This is a genomic window from Pseudomonas sp. HY13-MNA-CIBAN-0226 (assembly GCF_040310305.1).
Taxonomy (GTDB): Bacteria; Pseudomonadota; Gammaproteobacteria; order Pseudomonadales; family Pseudomonadaceae; genus Aquipseudomonas; species Aquipseudomonas gregormendelii.
The window spans coordinates 45,414-60,440 of sequence record NZ_JBEOPS010000010.1; the positions used below are offsets into that span (position 1 = coordinate 45,414).

Here is a 15,027-nt window from a genome sequence, read left to right on the forward strand (position 1 = left end):
CCCGGTCTGGCTTAAGTACGGTACTCAGCGTTGATCTTTACATACTCATGAGACAGATCTGTGGTCCAGATCGTCTCGCTGCACGCGCCGCGACCCAGTTCGATCCGGATAGTGATTTCTTCCTGCTGCATCACCGCCGCACCCTGGGCTTCGGTGTAACTGGCCGCACGGGCGCCGTGGCTGGCGATGCACACTTCCCCGAGGAACACGTCGATCTTGCTCACATCCAGATCGGGCACACCCGCGCGGCCAACGGCGGCCAGGATACGGCCCCAGTTCGGATCGGAAGCAAACAGTGCAGTCTTGATCAGGGGCGAGTGAGCCACGGTGTAACCGACGTCCAGGCACTCCTGGTGGTTGCCGCCGCCATTAACCTGGACGGTGACGAACTTGGTCGCGCCCTCGCCATCACGAACGATCGCCTGGGCGACGTCCATGCACACTTCGAACACGGCCTGTTTCAGCTTGGCAAACAGCTCGCCTTCGGCGCGGGTGATTTCCGGCAGCGCCGCCTGTCCGGTGGCGATCAGCATGCAGCAGTCGTTGGTCGAGGTGTCGCCGTCGATGGTGATGCGGTTGAACGACTTGTTGGCGCCGTCCAGCAGCAGGTTTTGCAGCACTTCACGGGACACTTTGGCGTCAGTGGCGATGTAGCCCAGCATGGTCGCCATGTTCGGCCGAATCATGCCAGCACCTTTGCTGATGCCGGTGACGGTGATGGTCACGCCGTCATGGTCGAACTGGCGGCTCGCCCCCTTGGGCAAGGTGTCGGTGGTCATGATGCCGGTGGCGGCAGCTTCCCAGTTGTTGACCGACAGGTCGTCGAGCGCAGCCTGCAAGGCGCCTTCGATCTTCTCGACCGGCAGCGGTTCGCCGATCACCCCGGTGGAGTACGGCAGCACCAGGCGGGCATCGACGCCGGTCAGCTCTGCCAGCTTCGCGCAGGTGCGCTCGGCGGCGGCCAGGCCAGGCTCGCCGGTGCCGGCGTTGGCGTTGCCGGTGTTGGTCAGCAGGTAACGCACCGGGCCTTGCACTCGCTGCTTGGCAAGAATCACCGGTGCGGCGCAAAAGGCGTTCAGGGTGAACACGCCAGCGACCGTCGAGCCTTCGGCACAGCGCATGACCACGACATCCTTGCGCCCCGGGCGCTTGATGCCGGCCGAAGCAATACCGAGTTCAAAACCGGCAACCGGGTGCAACGTTGGCAAAGGACCAAGACCAACAGCCATGAATGCGCTCCTTAAAAATAGTCATCGCCGACGCAGATGATCGGCGGTATCAAATGGCAAAACGCCGCGACGGCTGATGCCGGTCGCGGCGCGGGTATTTCAGCGTGCTGAACGGGTTTTACTGGATCTGCCCGTGGCAATGCTTGAATTTCTTGCCCGAACCGCAGTAGCACAGTTCGTTACGGCCCAGCTTCTGTTCGTTACGCACCGGCGCGGTGGCGAGGGCAACATCGACCTCTTCACCCAGCAGTTCCGGCTGCTCCAGACCTGGCGGCTCGTCGTGCTGGAATTGCATGCGTGCGGCCAGAGCTTCGGCTTCCTGGCGCAGGCGTTGCTCTTCTTCGATCGGGTCTTCGCGACGAACCTGTACGTGAGACAGCACACGAATCGAGTCGCGCTTGATCGAATCCAGCAGCTCGGAGAACAGCGTGAACGACTCGCGCTTGTACTCTTGCTTCGGGTTCTTCTGGGCGTAGCCACGCAGGTGGATACCATGACGCAGGTGATCCATGGTCGACAGGTGGTCTTTCCACAGGTCATCCAGTACGCGGAGCACAATCTGCTTCTCGAAGGTACGCAGCGCTTCGGCGCCAGCCTGGTCTTCTTTCTCGTGGTACGCGGCGATCAGCTCGTTCATCAGCTTCTCGCGCAGGGTCTCTTCGTACAGGTGATCGTCTTCGTCGAGCCACTGCTGGATCGGCAAGGCAACACCGAAATCACTCTGCAATGCAGCCTCAAGACCGGCCACGTCCCACTGCTCTGGCAGCGACTGTGGCGGAATGTGCGCGCTGACGGTGGCGTTGAGCACGTCCTGACGGAAGTCAGCGATGGTCTCGCCGATGTTGTCAGCGGCCAGCAACGTGTTACGCATGTGATAAATCACTTTACGCTGTTCGTTGTTGACGTCGTCGAACTCGAGCAGTTGCTTACGAATATCGAAGTTGCGGCCTTCTACCTTGCGCTGGGCCTTTTCGATGGCGTTGGTCACCATACGGTGCTCAATCGCTTCGCCAGGCTGCATGCCCAGGGCTTTCATGAAGTTCTTCACCCGATCAGAGGCGAAGATACGCATCAGGCTGTCTTCCAGCGACAGGTAGAAGCGGCTCGAACCGGCATCACCCTGACGGCCGGCACGACCGCGCAACTGGTTGTCGATACGGCGCGATTCGTGACGCTCGGAAGCGATGACCTGCAGGCCACCGGACTCCAGCACTTGCTGGTGGCGTTTTTGCCAGTCGGCCTTGATCTGGGCGATCTGCTCAGGGGTCGGATTCTCCAGCGAAGCCACTTCCACTTCCCAGTTGCCGCCCAACAGGATGTCGGTACCACGACCGGCCATGTTGGTGGCGATGGTCAGTGCGCCTGGGCGACCGGCCTGGGCGATGATCTCGGCTTCCTTCTCGTGGAACTTGGCGTTCAGGACCTTATGCTCGATGCCTTCCTTGTTGAGCAGATTGGACATGTGCTCGGAAGTTTCGATGGTTGCAGTACCCACCAGCACCGGACGGCCCTGGGTCATGCATTCCTTGATGTCGTTGATGATCGCCGCGTATTTTTCGTCGGCGGTCAGGAACACCAGGTCGTTGTAGTCCTTACGTGCCAGCGGACGGTTTGGCGGAATCACCATGACCGACAGGCCGTAGATCTGGTGGAACTCGAACGCTTCGGTGTCTGCCGTACCGGTCATGCCGGACAGCTTGTTGTACAGGCGGAAGTAGTTCTGGAAGGTGGTCGATGCCAGGGTCTGGCTTTCGGCCTGGATGTTCAGCTCTTCCTTGGCTTCGATGGCCTGGTGCAAGCCTTCGGACAGACGACGACCCGGCATGGTACGACCGGTGTGTTCGTCGACCAGCACAACCTGCCCGTCCTGCACGATGTATTCGATGTTGCGATGGAACAGCTTGTGCGCACGCAGACCGGCATAGACGTGGGTCAGCAGGCCCAGGTTATGTGCCGAATACAGGCTTTCGCCTTCGGCCAGCAGACCGACGCGGGTGAGCATGTCTTCAATGAACTGGTGACCGGCTTCGTTGAGCTCGACCTGACGCGTCTTCTCGTCGACGGTGTAGTGGCCAGCTTTGGTGACTTCGCCTTCTACTTCCTCGACGTGCAACTCCAGTTGCGGGATCAGTCGGTTGATCTCGACGTACATCTTGGAGCTGTCCTCCGCCTGACCGGAAATGATCAGCGGGGTACGGGCTTCGTCGATGAGGATGGAGTCGACTTCGTCGATCACGGCAAAATTGAGTTCGCGCTGGAATTTTTCTTCCATGCTGAACGCCATGTTGTCGCGCAGGTAGTCGAAACCGAATTCGTTGTTGGTGCCGTAGGTGATGTCGGCGGCGTAAGCCAGGCGCTTCTCTTCCGGCGGCTGGAACGGCGTGACAACGCCGACCGTCAGGCCGAGGAATTCGTAGAGCGGACGCATCCAGTTGGCATCACGACGGGCCAGGTAGTCGTTCACGGTCACAACGTGCACGCCCTTGCCGGACAGCGCGTTCAGGTAAACGCCCAGTGTTGCCACCAGGGTCTTGCCTTCACCGGTACGCATTTCCGCGATCATGCCTTCATGCAAGGTCATGCCGCCGATCAGCTGGACATCGAAGTGGCGCATACCCATGACGCGCTTGCCGGCTTCGCGGGCGACCGCAAAGGCTTCAGGCAGCAGCTTGTCGAGGGTTTCCCCTTTGGCGATGCGGGCCTTGAACTCGTCTGTCTTGGCACGCAATTGATCGTCCGAAAGGGCCACCATTTGCTCTTCGAAGGCATTGACGAATTGCACCGTCTTGAGCATGCGTTTGACTTCACGCTCGTTCTTGCTTCCAAAAAGTTTCTTTAACAAAGGCGCAAACATATCGGCAGGATCTTCCACACTAAAGGGATGGAGGGCGGCCCCGTGAGTCGCCCGAGCAGCCCTCATGGCCGCATGCGAACGAGCATTCTACCCGGAAACGATGGAGAGGAAAGTGGCGTTATTCCACGATGCTGGCACAGCGCTGTGACGGGGCTCACTTACAATAAGGCCTTTTCTGCCAGTTTCAACCCGGATAAGTACGAAGTTAATCATTGATTTAATGGATAAAGCGTCGCCAGAACGATGGATGGGGTACGGCCAGGCCTTTCTGCTAAGATGGCTGCTCTGTTACTTCAGGTGTCTGATCATGGCATTTCGCCCTCTCACGGCCAGAGCACCCGCCGTTCTGCTTCGCGAAGCCAAACCGCTTAAAGCCATCTTTGGTCACGCTCAACGCCTGGGTCATTTGCAGCGCCTGTTGGAAAGCCAGCTGCAGCCTGCCGCCCGGGAACACTGCCATGTGGCCTCCTGGCGCGAAGGCAGTCTACTGCTGATCGTGACCGATGGGCATTGGGCGACCCGGCTGCGCTATCAGCAGAAGCGTTTGCAGCGTCAGTTACAAATGTTTGACGAATTTGCCAGCCTGACGCGGATTCTGTTCAAGGTACAGCCGCCCACCGTTCAGCAAGGTGCTGCGGGACATACCATCAGCTTGTCGACGGATGCAGGCGCAACCATTCAGGCCACGGCCGACGGAATCAGCGATCCGAATCTCCGGGCAGCGCTGGAACGGCTGGCGGCTCACGCCAAACCAAAGGTTTAACGGCAAGATCAAAAGATCGCAGCCTTCGGCAGCTCCTACGTAGGAGCTGCCGAAGGCTGCGATCTTTTGCTTTTAGCGGCGTTTGTTGCCTCCGAGCAGCGACCCCATCAACCCCCGCACCAACTGCCGCCCCAGTTGATTGGCCGCCTGACGCATCGCCGACTTGAGCGCCTGACCCGCCGCCGTGCCAAGGAATTCCCCGGCCTTGTCGGTGAAGCTTGGCTCTTCAGCGCCTGCCTTGCCCGGTGTGGCTTCAGGCTCCGGCGCCAAGCCCTTGCGCCCCATCAGCACTTCATAGGCTGACTCGCGATCGATCGGCTTGTCGTAACGGCCTTTGAACGGCGAGCCGGCGATCAGCATCGTGCGCTCGGTCTCGGTCGCCGGTCCGATCCGCGACTGCGGCGGCGCTACCAGCACCCGTTGCACCATCGCGGGGGTGCCTTTGTCCTGCAAGGTGCCCACCAGCGCCTCGCCGATCCCCAATTCGGTCAGCACCGACAAGGCATCAAACGCCGGGTTGGGACGAAAGCCCTCGGCGACCGCACGCAGGGATTTCTGCTCCTTGGCGGTGAACGCGCGAAGCCCATGTTGCACACGCAAGCCCAACTGGGCCAGCACGTCATCCGGCAGGTCACCCGGCGACTGGGTCACAAAATACACCCCTACGCCTTTGGAGCGGATCAACCGCACCACTTGCTCCAGGCGATCACGCAGGGCCTGGGGAGTACCGGCGAACAGCAAGTGCGCCTCATCAAAAAACAGCGCCAGCAGCGGTTTGTCTGCATCCCCGCGCTCGGGCAATTGCTCGAACAGTTCAGCCAGCAACCACAACAGGAACGTGGCGTAGACCTTCGGCGCTTCATGTACCAGGCGGCTGGCGTCGAGCAGGTGAATGCGCCCGCGACCCTCGGCGGTCGGTTGCAGGATGTCTTCGAGCTGCAACGCGGGCTCACCGAACAGCGCTTCGGCCCCCTGCTGTTCAAGCGTTGCCAGGCGGCGCAACAACGCCTGGCTGGAACCGGTGGTCATCAGCGCGGCGTCGTCTCCCAGCAACTGCGGATGATCGCGCAGGTGATTGAGCAGCGCCTTCAGGTCTTTGAGGTCCAGCAGTAGCAGGCCTTCCCGATCCGCGACCTTGAACGCGGCATACAGCGCCGACTGCTGGCTGTCGGTCAGTTCCAGCAGGCTGCCCAGCAGCAACGGGCCCATTTCACTGAGGGTGGTGCGCAAAGGGTGACCGGACTTGCCGTGGATATCCCACAAGGTCACCGGATACGCCTGGGGCTGGTGATTCAGCCAGGGCATGCCGGCGATGCGCTCGGCGATCTTGCCCTGGGGATTACCGGCAGCCCCGAGCCCGCACAGGTCGCCCTTGATATCGGCGGCGAACACCGCCACCCCGGCGTCGCTGAAGGCTTCGGCCAGGCGTTGCAAGGTGACCGTCTTGCCGGTCCCGGTCGCCCCGGCGACCAGGCCATGACGATTGGCCAGGCGCATCGCCTGGGCGATAGGGCTACCAGCGAGATCAGCACCAATAACAAGTTGCGAGGAGTCAGGCATTTCGTCACCCATGGTTAATCTTTGATTCCTGATGGCCGATACAGGGGATTGAAGAGCGTCGGTAATTTCCTACAGAAAAAACGGAGCTGTGCGCTTGTGCTCGTCACCACCCACTTTCGCGTTCTCTTATAAAAGCACGCCCTGGCCACTAAGACCTTAGCGGAACCTCAAGCCATGAACAAAAACCTGCGTTTCAGCCATAAAATCCTGCTTGCCGCCGCGCTAATCGTCATTGCCGCCTTCGCCTCGTTTACGCTGTACAACGACTACCTGCAACGTAACGCCATCCGCGAAGACCTGGACAACTACCTCAACGAGATGGGCGACGTTACCGCCAGCAATATCCAGACCTGGTTGAGCGGGCGCATCCTGCTGATCGACAACCTGGCCCAGAACATCGCCATCAACCCCGAGCCGGACACTGTGGCCAGCCTGCTTGAGCAGAAAGCGTTGACGTCGACCTTCATGGCCTCCTACCTGGGCGACGCGACCGGCAGTTTCACCATTCGCCCGGACGCCAAAATGCCTGCCGGCTTCGATCCGCGAGTGCGCCCCTGGTATAAAGGTGCCGAAAGTAGCAGCACCGCCACCCTGACCGAACCTTACATCGATGCGGCCACCGGGCAGACCATCATTTCCATTGCCACTGCCTCGAAAAAAGCCGGCCAGAGCGTCGGCGTAGTGGGCGGCGACCTGAGCCTGCAAACCCTGATCGATACCCTCAGCGCCCGGGATTTTGACGGCATGGGTTACGCGTTCCTGGTCAGTGCCGATGGCAAGATCCTGGTTCACCCGGACAAAACGCTGGTCATGAAGACGCTGAGCGAGGCCTTTCCCCAGGGGGCGCCGCGTTTGAGCAGTGACTTCAGCGAAGTGGAAGTCGATGGCAAGACCCGCATCGTCAACTTCACCCCGGTCAAAGGCCTGCCTTCGGTCAACTGGTACATCGGCCTGTCGGTCGACAAAGACAAAGCCTTCTCGATGCTCAGCGAGTTCCGTGCATCGGCGGTTGTGGCGACGCTGATCGCCGTGGCAATCATCATCGCCCTGCTGGGCATGCTGATCCGCCTGCTTATCCAGCCATTGCACGTGATGACCCGGGCCATGGAAGACATCGCCGACGGTGAGGGAGACCTGACCAAGCGCCTGACCATCCAGAACAACGATGAATTCGGCATCCTGGGCACGGCGTTCAACCGCTTCGTCGAGCGCATCCACGGCTCGATCCGCGAAGTGGCGTCGGCCACCGGCCAGGTCAATGAAGTGGCGTTGCGCGTCGTCGCCGCGTCCAATTCGTCGATGTTCAATTCCGATCAGCAAGCCTCGCGCACTAGCAGCGTGGCCGCCGCGATCAATCAACTGGGCGCCGCAGCCCAGGAAATCGCCCGCAACGCCGCCCAGGCATCAAGCCAGGCCAGCGACGCGCGCAATCTGGCCGAAGACGGTCAGCAAGTGGTGGATCGCAGCATTGCCGCGATGAATCAACTGTCGAGCATGCTCAGCGCCTCGAGCACCAATATCGAATCGCTTAACAGCAAGACCGTGAATATCGGGCAGATCCTCGAAGTCATCACCAGCATTTCCCAGCAAACCAACTTGCTGGCACTCAACGCGGCGATCGAGGCGGCACGCGCCGGCGAAGCGGGTCGTGGCTTTGCGGTGGTCGCCGATGAAGTGCGCAACCTGGCGCATCGCACCCAGGAATCGGCACAGCAGGTGCAGACCATGATCGAGGAACTGCAGGTCGGTGCACGGGAATCGGTGAGCAACATGAGCGACAGCCAGCGTCACAGCCAGGACAGCGTGGACATCGCCAACCTCGCTGGCGAACGCCTGAACAGCGTGACCCTGCGCATCGGCGAGATCGACGGGATGAACCAATCGGTAGCCACGGCGACCGAGGAGCAGACGGCGGTGGTGGAATCGATCAACGTCGACATTACCGAGATCAACACGCTGAACCAGGAAGGGGTGGAGAACCTGCAGTCGACGTTGCGGGCGTGTTCAGACCTGGAGCAGCAGGCGGCGCGGCTGAAGCAGCTGGTGGGTAGTTTCCGTATCTAACATCAGAACCGACGCCATCGCGGGCAGGCTCGCTCCCACAGGTTAACGTCCAGACTTGTGGGAGTGAGCCTGCTCGCGATCGCGCTCTCAAATCAAACGCAGCGCCAACTGCGCAGCCACCCGGCAAACCCCAACCGAACATCTATCCTTCAAAAAGGTCAACCGAGGGAGAACAACGGACCGGAGGGATGCTCATCGTGCATATCGCTGACATAACCATGTTCTACGCCCCTGCCAGCGGTGGCGTGCGCACGTATCTGGATGCCAAACACCGACGCCTGGGCATCAAGCCCGGCATTCGCCACAGCCTGCTGATTCCCGGCGCCCACCTGGGTGAACAGGACGGCGTATACACTGTTCCCGCCCCCGCCCTGCCCTTCGGCAAAGGCTATCGTTTTCCCGTTCGCCTCGCCCCCTGGCGAAATGTCCTGCAGGATCTGCAGCCCGATCTGATTGAAGTCGGCGACCCTTACCTCACGGCCTGGGCAGCCCTGGACGCGCGACGTCAGCTGGATGTTCCGGTGATTGGCTTTTATCACTCGGATTTGCCGCTGCTGTGCAGCAATCGCATGGGCAACTGGGTAACACCCAATGTCGAAGCCTATGTCAGGAAGCTGTATGGCAACTTCGATCGGGTACTCGCGCCCAGCCAGGTCATGGCCGACAAGCTGATTGGCCTGGGGGTAAAAAATGTCTATGTGCAGCCTTTGGGCGTCGACCTGCAAACCTTCCACCCTGGCGCTCGCGACACGGGGCTGCGGGCGGAACTGGGCATTGCCGAAGACAGCCGCGTGCTGATTTTTGCCGGTCGCGGTTCCAAGGAAAAAAACCTGCCCGTGCTGCTCGATTGCATGAAGCGACTGGGCCCGCGCTTTCACCTGCTGCTGGTGGGTTCATCGATGCCAACACTCGTGCCGGATAACGTCACGGTGATCGATGAGTTCTGCCCGGCGCCGCACGTGGCTCGCCTGATGGCCAGCTCCGATGCACTGCTGCATGCTGGCGATCAGGAAACCTTCGGCCTGGTGATCCTCGAAGCCATGGCCAGCGGTATCCCGGTAATCGCGGTAGCGGCCGGGGCCTTTCAGGAAATCGTCACCGACCAGTGCGGCCTGCTCTGCGCACCCAACAGTCCGGCGGCAATGGCCAGCGCCGTCCACGCGCTATTCAGTTCGGGCAGTACGGCCCTGGGTCAACAGGCTCGCCGTCATGTGGAACAGCATTACGCCTGGGATACGGTGGTCGACAGCCTGCTGGGGCATTATCATGCTGTGCTGGGCACGCAATGGCCGCTGATCGCCAATGGTTGAATCCGCGAATCCCCCCTGCCTGCTGCTGGTGCTGCACGATGTCGCACCGCAGACCTGGCCCGACTATCAGCCTTTCGTCGAAGCTGTCGATGCCCTGGGCGCGGTGCCGATGACCTGGCTGGTGGTACCTGACTTCCACAAACACAATGACCTGCAAGCGCACCCGGACTTTCGCCGACTGCTGTCCCATCGTCTGGCCCGGGGTGACGAACTGGCGCTGCACGGCTATTTTCATTGCGACGAAGGTTCACCGCCGAGCACCCCACGAGACTGGTTCATGCGCCGTATCTACACCCACGAAGGTGAGTTCTATCACCTGACCGAGCAGCAAGCGCTGTCCCGCCTGCAGGCTGGCATCGAGATGTTCCGTCGCTACGACTGGCCCCTGGAAGGGTTCGTCGCGCCGGCCTGGTTGATGAGTGCCGGAACACGGCAAGCCCTGCGCCAGTTGCCGCTGAGCTACACCAGTGATCCACAGCACCTCTACCGCCTGCCGGACTTCCGCGTTGTGGACGCGCCGGGACTGGTGTGGAGCGCCCGCAGTGCCTGGCGTCGCGGCCTGTCGAAGTGGCTCAGCGACCGCCGGGAGCAACGCTGGCAGCAAGCGCCGGTGATTCGCCTCGGCCTGCATCCAGTGGACATGCGCCACCGGTTCTCCCGGGATTACTGGCTGCAAACCGTCAAGCGTCTGCTGGATCAGGGGCGTATGCCGCTGACCAAGGCCGACTGGTTGCGACTGCCAGACGCTGCTGTCGGTCGCCGCGCATGAGCCGCGTCATTCTTCTTCTCGTCGCGCTGCTGGTTGCGGTGCTGATCCCGTCCCTGCTGGGCGGGAATGAAACCTGGTATCGGTTGCGGCATTTCCCCCTGCACTGGCTGCTGATCATGTTCGGCATGATTCTGTTGTGCTGGGTCCTGAACACCCTGCGCCTGCGACTGTTATTGGGCGATCAGTGTCACAAGGTCGGCAGACTGAAAAGTCTTGGGGTGGTGATGGCCGCCGAGTTTGCCTATTGCGCCACGCCTGGAGGCAGCGGCGGACCTCTGACGATCATGGCCCTGCTCTCGCGCCAGGGCGTTCGCCCGGCCAGGGGCAGCGCGGTGTTTGCGATGGATCAGCTCAGTGACCTGGTGTTCTTCCTGTGCGCGCTGAGCGGGATCCTGATCTACGCACTGTTCCAGCACCTGAGCCAGCGAATGGAATGGCTATTGATGGTCAGCGCCATTTCAATGTTTGGCGGCCTGGTCAGTTGCGTCGCGGTGGCGCGCTACCACCGATTGCTGATCCGCCTGAGCGGCCGCCTGCTGGCGCGTCTCAATGTCAAAGCCTCAACGCGCCTGCGTTGGGCACGCAAACTCCTGCACTTTCTCGCCGCATTCACCGACACCCTGAAACTTCCCCGTCAGACGCTGATCAAGGTATTTGCACTGACCTGCCTGCATTGGGGTTTGCGTTACAGCGTGTTGTACCTGGCCGTGCACGGCCTGGGGGCGGACCTGCAGTGGGCCTGGACGTTCCTGATCCAGATGCTGTCTCTCAGCGCCGGGCAGTTCAGCCTGTTGCCCGGCGGCGCCGGAGCGACAGAACTGACCTCGGCCGCGTTGCTGGCGCCGATGGTGGGCAAGTCGACGGCGGCGGCGGCCATTCTGATCTGGCGGGCCGTGACTTATTACTTCTACCTGGTGGTGGGAGGACCGGTGTTCTTTTTGCTGCTGGGGCGACCGCTGCTGAGGAAATTGATGAGGCTCAAGCAGGCTTAGGGGTGGTTTGCCCCGAAGTTTCCACGGGGCCCAAATCCTCGTCCTCTGGATGCAACGTCTCCCACAACTCCCGCGCACCTGGAAACTCCGTGCCATCCTCGGCACTCAAGTCATCGGGATCGTAACGACTCAAACAGCCCTCCCCCAACGTCGCGGGAGGCGTGGAAGTCGCCTTGTCGATTGGATCAGCCATTAACAAATCCTCACTGCAAAAACAACAAAGGGCCTGCAGCGATTGAACGCCCAGGCCCTTCGAAATTCAACAAGGTTGTGCGGCTATCAGAACACCACAGTCTTGTTGCCGTGGACCAACACCCGATCTTCGAGGTGATAACGCAGGCCACGGGCCAACACCATCTTCTCGACATCCCGGCCAAATCGCACCATGTCTTCAATGCTGTCGCTATGGCTGACACGCACCACGTCCTGTTCGATGATCGGACCGGCGTCCAGCTCTTCGGTCACGTAGTGGCAAGTGGCACCGATCAACTTCACGCCACGCAGCGAAGCCTGGTGATACGGCTTGGCGCCAACGAACGAAGGCAGGAAGCTGTGGTGAATGTTGATCACCTTGTGCGCGTACTCGCTGCACAACTCCGGCGGCAGGATCTGCATGTATCGGGCAAGTACCACCACCTCGGCATCGTGCTGTTTGACCAGACGCGAGACTTCCTTGAATGCCGGTTCCTTGTCCTGCGGGTTCACCGGAACGTGGTAGTAAGGAATACCATGCCATTCAACCATGCTGCGCAAGTCATCGTGGTTGGAAATCACGCAGGAGATTTCGCAATCGAGCTCATCGCTGTGCCAGCGGTGCAGCAGGTCAGCCAGGCAGTGGGATTCACGGCTGGCCATCAATACAACACGCTTCTTCTGCGCGGTATCGGTAATGCGCCAATTCATCGAGAACTCTTCGGCAATAGGCGCGAAGGCCTCGCGAAAAGCTTCAATACCAAAAGGCAGCGAGTCGGCACGGATTTCGTGACGCATGAAGAACCAGCCACTGAGGTTGTCCGAGTGATGGCTCGCTTCAGTGATCCAGCCATTATGTGACGCCAGAAAGTTACTGACTTTAGCAACGATACCGACGCGGTCCGGGCAAGCAATCACCAGCCGAAAAGTGCGCATGGGGGGGAAACTCCAGAACTTCGCAAAGGCCGCCATTCTAGCGATTACGCAGCAAAACTGCAGTACTGATGATGGCGGGTGTTGCGCCTGGCCCGGGGAAACAGCTCCGGCAACCGTTCCGCTGCGCGCGATGGTGGTCTGACAGGCGATATTCAAGCGGCAATTGTGAAGATGGGCGAAGACAGGTTCAGAGTATTTAATTGCCCGCACAATTTAATGCCTACTCATCGTAAGTGAATTAAATAAACTTCGGTTAAATGTTTACTTGATGAAACACCCTGACTATTATTGGCGCACTGTCACCTGCTATCCAGCGTCCATCATAAGGTAGTCATCATGTCCTTGATCAACGAATATCGCGCCACCGAAGAAGCTATCAAAGAGCTGCAAGCCCGTTTGAAGAATCTGTCCCAAGACGACAAACTGCAAACCGAGCTGGAATTCGAAGGCAAACTGCGCACCTTGATGGGCGAGTACTCCAAGTCCCTGCGCGACATCATTGCGCTGTTGGACCCGGAATCCAAAACCAAGGCTCCACGCGGTGGCGCAGTAAAAACTACTGGCACCAAGCGTGCTCGCAAAGTTAAACAATACAAAAACCCGCACAACGGTGAAGTCATCGAAACCAAAGGTGGCAACCACAAGACTCTGAAAGAGTGGAAAGCCAAGTGGGGCGGTGACGTGGTTGAAGGCTGGGCGACTCTGCTGGGCTAAGCCACAGAGCGTGGCGCAGACTGATCCGCGCCAAAAAAAACGCCAGCTAAATGCTGGCGTTTTTTTATGCCCGGCATTCAACACCGGGCATGTTCGTTTTCAAAGGTTCAAACGAACCCGTAATACCTGGACATATTTTTGCCACTCATCCAGCACTGCACATTGCTCCGGCGTGGCAGTAAGCATCAGTTGAGCTGCGGCCTCTGCAAAAGAGTTGAGGGTATTGGGCGCGCCCCACTCAGGTGCGGACAAACGCTGCCGACAGAATATCTGCCAGCGTTCCTGTTCTTCGAAACTCAGGGTGTCAGGGAAGTTGCGCGCGCGATATCGAAACAATAATTCAGGCAGGCGCTCATCATCGAACGGCCACTTCTGTTGTGCCAGTTGGGCGGGATCTGCCGCCCGGACTTGTTCACACAAACGCCGATCCCGATCGCCGATAAAACCATCGTATAACTGTTGTTCCGGGTCATCACTGGAAGGAAAACCTTCGCGGGCATAGATCGCCTGAACTTTATCTTTCCAAACTTGCTGTGCGTCACTTAGCCGCAGCGCACGCGCCTGATAAAGCGTCATGTCCAGCCCAAGGCGGTGCTGATCCTGCTCACGCAGTACCGACAAGGGCGCTACGACCGGGCACTTGTTGATGTGAATAAGCTTCAACGGCACCGGCAATTCGCCCTCGGCCAGATCATCGCTGCGGGTATACAGGCGCTCGCGAAGCGCTTCGGCATCCAGATCGAGCAAGCATTGGGGATCGAGGTGCAAGTCGCAGACAATCAGGGCGTTCTTGTTTTTCGGGTGCCACGCCAGGGGCAAGACCACCCCGACATAGTTGCGCGCCGCCGAGAAGCGCCCGGAGATGTGCACCATGGGTTGCAGCAGACGGATCTGATCCAGCACCTTCTGCTTGCCGCGCAACTGAAAGAGCCAGTCGTAAAGTTTTGGCTGCTTTTGCCGGATCAGCCGCGCCAGGGCGATAGTGGCGCGCACGTCCGACAGCGCTTCGTGGGCGTTGCCGTGGTCGATGCCGTTGGCTGCCGTCAGGCGTTCGAGCTTGAGTGTCACCCTTCCCTGTTCGTCCGTCGGCCACGCCAGGCCATCGGGGCGCAGGGCGTAGGCGGCGCGCACCACGTCGATCAGGTCCCAGCGGCTGTTACCGCCCTGCCACTCGCGGGCATAAGGGTCGAAGAAATTCCGGTACAGGCTGTAACGGGTCATTTCATCGTCGAAACGCAACGTGTTGTAGCCGGCGCCGCAGGTTCCCGGTGCGGCGAGTTGCGCGTGCACCCGGGTCATGAAATCTGCTTCGCTCAGACCTCGCTCGGCCAGGCACCCGGGCGTGATGCCGGTGATCGCACAGGCGGCAGGATGCGGCAGGATATCCTCGCTGGGCTGGCAGTACAGGTTGACCGGCTCGTCAATTTCATTCAGCGCGAAGTCGGTGCGGATGCCGGCAACTTGCAGCGGGCGATCGCAGCGCGGATTGATGCCGGTGGTTTCATAGTCGTACCAGAAGATGGAAGTCACGGGCTGTTCCTGAACTGAAGATCGGCAAAGTCTAGGCGTTCAAGCAAGGCTGCGGCCAGTGCTGATGTGATTCGGGCAGCGCGAGTTGCATACGGGGTATTACATTGTGATGTC

Annotated in this window: 12 protein-coding genes and 1 pseudogene; 7 read left to right on the forward strand and 6 right to left on the reverse strand. The window is 60.0% G+C overall.

Annotation, left to right across the window (positions count from 1 at the left end; genetic code table 11):
- Positions 1-11: 11 nt before the first annotated feature.
- A complete protein-coding gene (gene argJ, locus AAEZ05_RS12755; protein WP_045058245.1) occupies positions 12-1,229 on the reverse strand; it encodes a bifunctional glutamate N-acetyltransferase/amino-acid acetyltransferase ArgJ in 1,218 nt (405 codons plus the stop codon).
- Between the two features lie 118 nt (positions 1,230-1,347).
- A complete protein-coding gene (gene secA, locus AAEZ05_RS12760) occupies positions 1,348-4,083 on the reverse strand; it encodes a preprotein translocase subunit SecA (protein WP_350599950.1) in 2,736 nt (911 codons plus the stop codon).
- Positions 4,084-4,390: 307 nt separating this feature from the next.
- On the opposite strand from secA, the gene AAEZ05_RS12765 reads away from it, so the two are divergent.
- The gene (locus AAEZ05_RS12765; protein WP_007945864.1) at positions 4,391-4,846 is read left to right on the forward strand and encodes a DUF721 domain-containing protein; all 456 of its coding nucleotides are present in this window, start codon (positions 4,391-4,393) and stop codon (positions 4,844-4,846) included.
- A gap of 72 nt (positions 4,847-4,918) precedes the next feature.
- Here AAEZ05_RS12765 and AAEZ05_RS12770 read toward each other — a convergent pair whose 3' ends face one another.
- Positions 4,919-6,406, reverse strand: coding sequence for a helicase HerA-like domain-containing protein (locus AAEZ05_RS12770; RefSeq protein ID WP_350647734.1), 1,488 nt, complete (start codon positions 6,404-6,406; stop codon positions 4,919-4,921).
- A 174-nt stretch (positions 6,407-6,580) separates the two neighbouring features.
- On the opposite strand from AAEZ05_RS12770, the pseudogene AAEZ05_RS30750 reads away from it, so the two are divergent.
- The 5 genes and pseudogenes from AAEZ05_RS30750 to gpgF form a co-directional block, all read left to right on the forward strand.
- A pseudogene (locus AAEZ05_RS30750) lies at positions 6,581-7,612 on the forward strand (HAMP domain-containing protein); the annotation flags it as partial.
- 93 nt (positions 7,613-7,705) lie between these two features.
- Complete coding sequence (locus AAEZ05_RS30755) at positions 7,706-8,470, forward strand: methyl-accepting chemotaxis protein (protein ID WP_442963620.1); 765 nt, start codon at positions 7,706-7,708, stop codon at positions 8,468-8,470.
- Positions 8,471-8,658: 188 nt separating this feature from the next.
- Complete coding sequence (gene gpgS / locus AAEZ05_RS12780) at positions 8,659-9,780, forward strand: N-acetylglucosaminyl phosphatidylglycerol synthase (RefSeq protein WP_350647648.1); 1,122 nt, start codon at positions 8,659-8,661, stop codon at positions 9,778-9,780.
- Positions 9,773-10,549, forward strand: a complete 777-nt coding sequence (gene gpgD / locus AAEZ05_RS12785) for an N-acetylglucosaminyl phosphatidylglycerol deacetylase (RefSeq protein ID WP_350647650.1) — start codon at positions 9,773-9,775, stop codon at positions 10,547-10,549. Before gpgS ends, gpgD begins: the two co-directional genes overlap by 8 nt.
- Positions 10,546-11,541, forward strand: a complete 996-nt coding sequence (gene gpgF, locus AAEZ05_RS12790; protein ID WP_350647652.1) for a glucosaminyl phosphatidylglycerol flippase — start codon at positions 10,546-10,548, stop codon at positions 11,539-11,541. The genes gpgD and gpgF overlap by 4 nt, the downstream gene beginning before the upstream one ends.
- Here the strand turns inward: gpgF and AAEZ05_RS12795 are convergent.
- The gene (locus tag AAEZ05_RS12795; RefSeq protein ID WP_045058251.1) at positions 11,528-11,734 is read right to left on the reverse strand and encodes a hypothetical protein; all 207 of its coding nucleotides are present in this window, start codon (positions 11,732-11,734) and stop codon (positions 11,528-11,530) included. The genes gpgF and AAEZ05_RS12795 overlap by 14 nt on opposite strands.
- A gap of 86 nt (positions 11,735-11,820) precedes the next feature.
- Positions 11,821-12,669: a formyltetrahydrofolate deformylase gene (gene purU, locus AAEZ05_RS12800; protein WP_045058252.1), complete on the reverse strand. Its 849-nt coding sequence runs from the start codon at positions 12,667-12,669 to the stop codon at positions 11,821-11,823.
- Positions 12,670-13,005: 336 nt separating this feature from the next.
- Here purU and mvaT point away from each other — a divergent pair, with 336 nt between their 5' ends.
- Entirely contained in the window at positions 13,006-13,383 is a 378-nt protein-coding gene (gene mvaT, locus AAEZ05_RS12805; protein ID WP_007933316.1) for a histone-like nucleoid-structuring protein MvaT, read from the forward strand.
- Positions 13,384-13,482: 99 nt separating this feature from the next.
- On the opposite strand, the gene sbcB is transcribed toward mvaT, so the two are convergent.
- Positions 13,483-14,913: an exodeoxyribonuclease I gene (sbcB, locus tag AAEZ05_RS12810; RefSeq protein ID WP_350647654.1), complete on the reverse strand. Its 1,431-nt coding sequence runs from the start codon at positions 14,911-14,913 to the stop codon at positions 13,483-13,485.
- Positions 14,914-15,027 lie beyond the last annotated feature (114 nt).

Bases quoted from the DNA above. Each gene is read 5' to 3' on its own strand.
- argJ (WP_045058245.1), bottom strand. From the start codon at position 1,229: ATGGCTGTTGGTCTTGGTCCTTTGCCAACGTTGCACCCGGTTGCCGGT.
- secA (WP_350599950.1), bottom strand. From the start codon at position 4,083: ATGTTTGCGCCTTTGTTAAAGAAACTTTTTGGAAGCAAGAACGAGCGT.
- AAEZ05_RS12765 (WP_007945864.1), top strand. From the start codon at position 4,391: ATGGCATTTCGCCCTCTCACGGCCAGAGCACCCGCCGTTCTGCTTCGC.
- AAEZ05_RS12770 (WP_350647734.1), bottom strand. From the start codon at position 6,406: ATGCCTGACTCCTCGCAACTTGTTATTGGTGCTGATCTCGCTGGTAGC.
- AAEZ05_RS30755 (WP_442963620.1), top strand. From the start codon at position 7,706: ATGTTCAATTCCGATCAGCAAGCCTCGCGCACTAGCAGCGTGGCCGCC.
- gpgS (WP_350647648.1), top strand. From the start codon at position 8,659: ATGCTCATCGTGCATATCGCTGACATAACCATGTTCTACGCCCCTGCC.
- gpgD (WP_350647650.1), top strand. From the start codon at position 9,773: ATGGTTGAATCCGCGAATCCCCCCTGCCTGCTGCTGGTGCTGCACGAT.
- gpgF (WP_350647652.1), top strand. From the start codon at position 10,546: ATGAGCCGCGTCATTCTTCTTCTCGTCGCGCTGCTGGTTGCGGTGCTG.
- AAEZ05_RS12795 (WP_045058251.1), bottom strand. From the start codon at position 11,734: ATGGCTGATCCAATCGACAAGGCGACTTCCACGCCTCCCGCGACGTTG.
- purU (WP_045058252.1), bottom strand. From the start codon at position 12,669: ATGCGCACTTTTCGGCTGGTGATTGCTTGCCCGGACCGCGTCGGTATC.
- mvaT (WP_007933316.1), top strand. From the start codon at position 13,006: ATGTCCTTGATCAACGAATATCGCGCCACCGAAGAAGCTATCAAAGAG.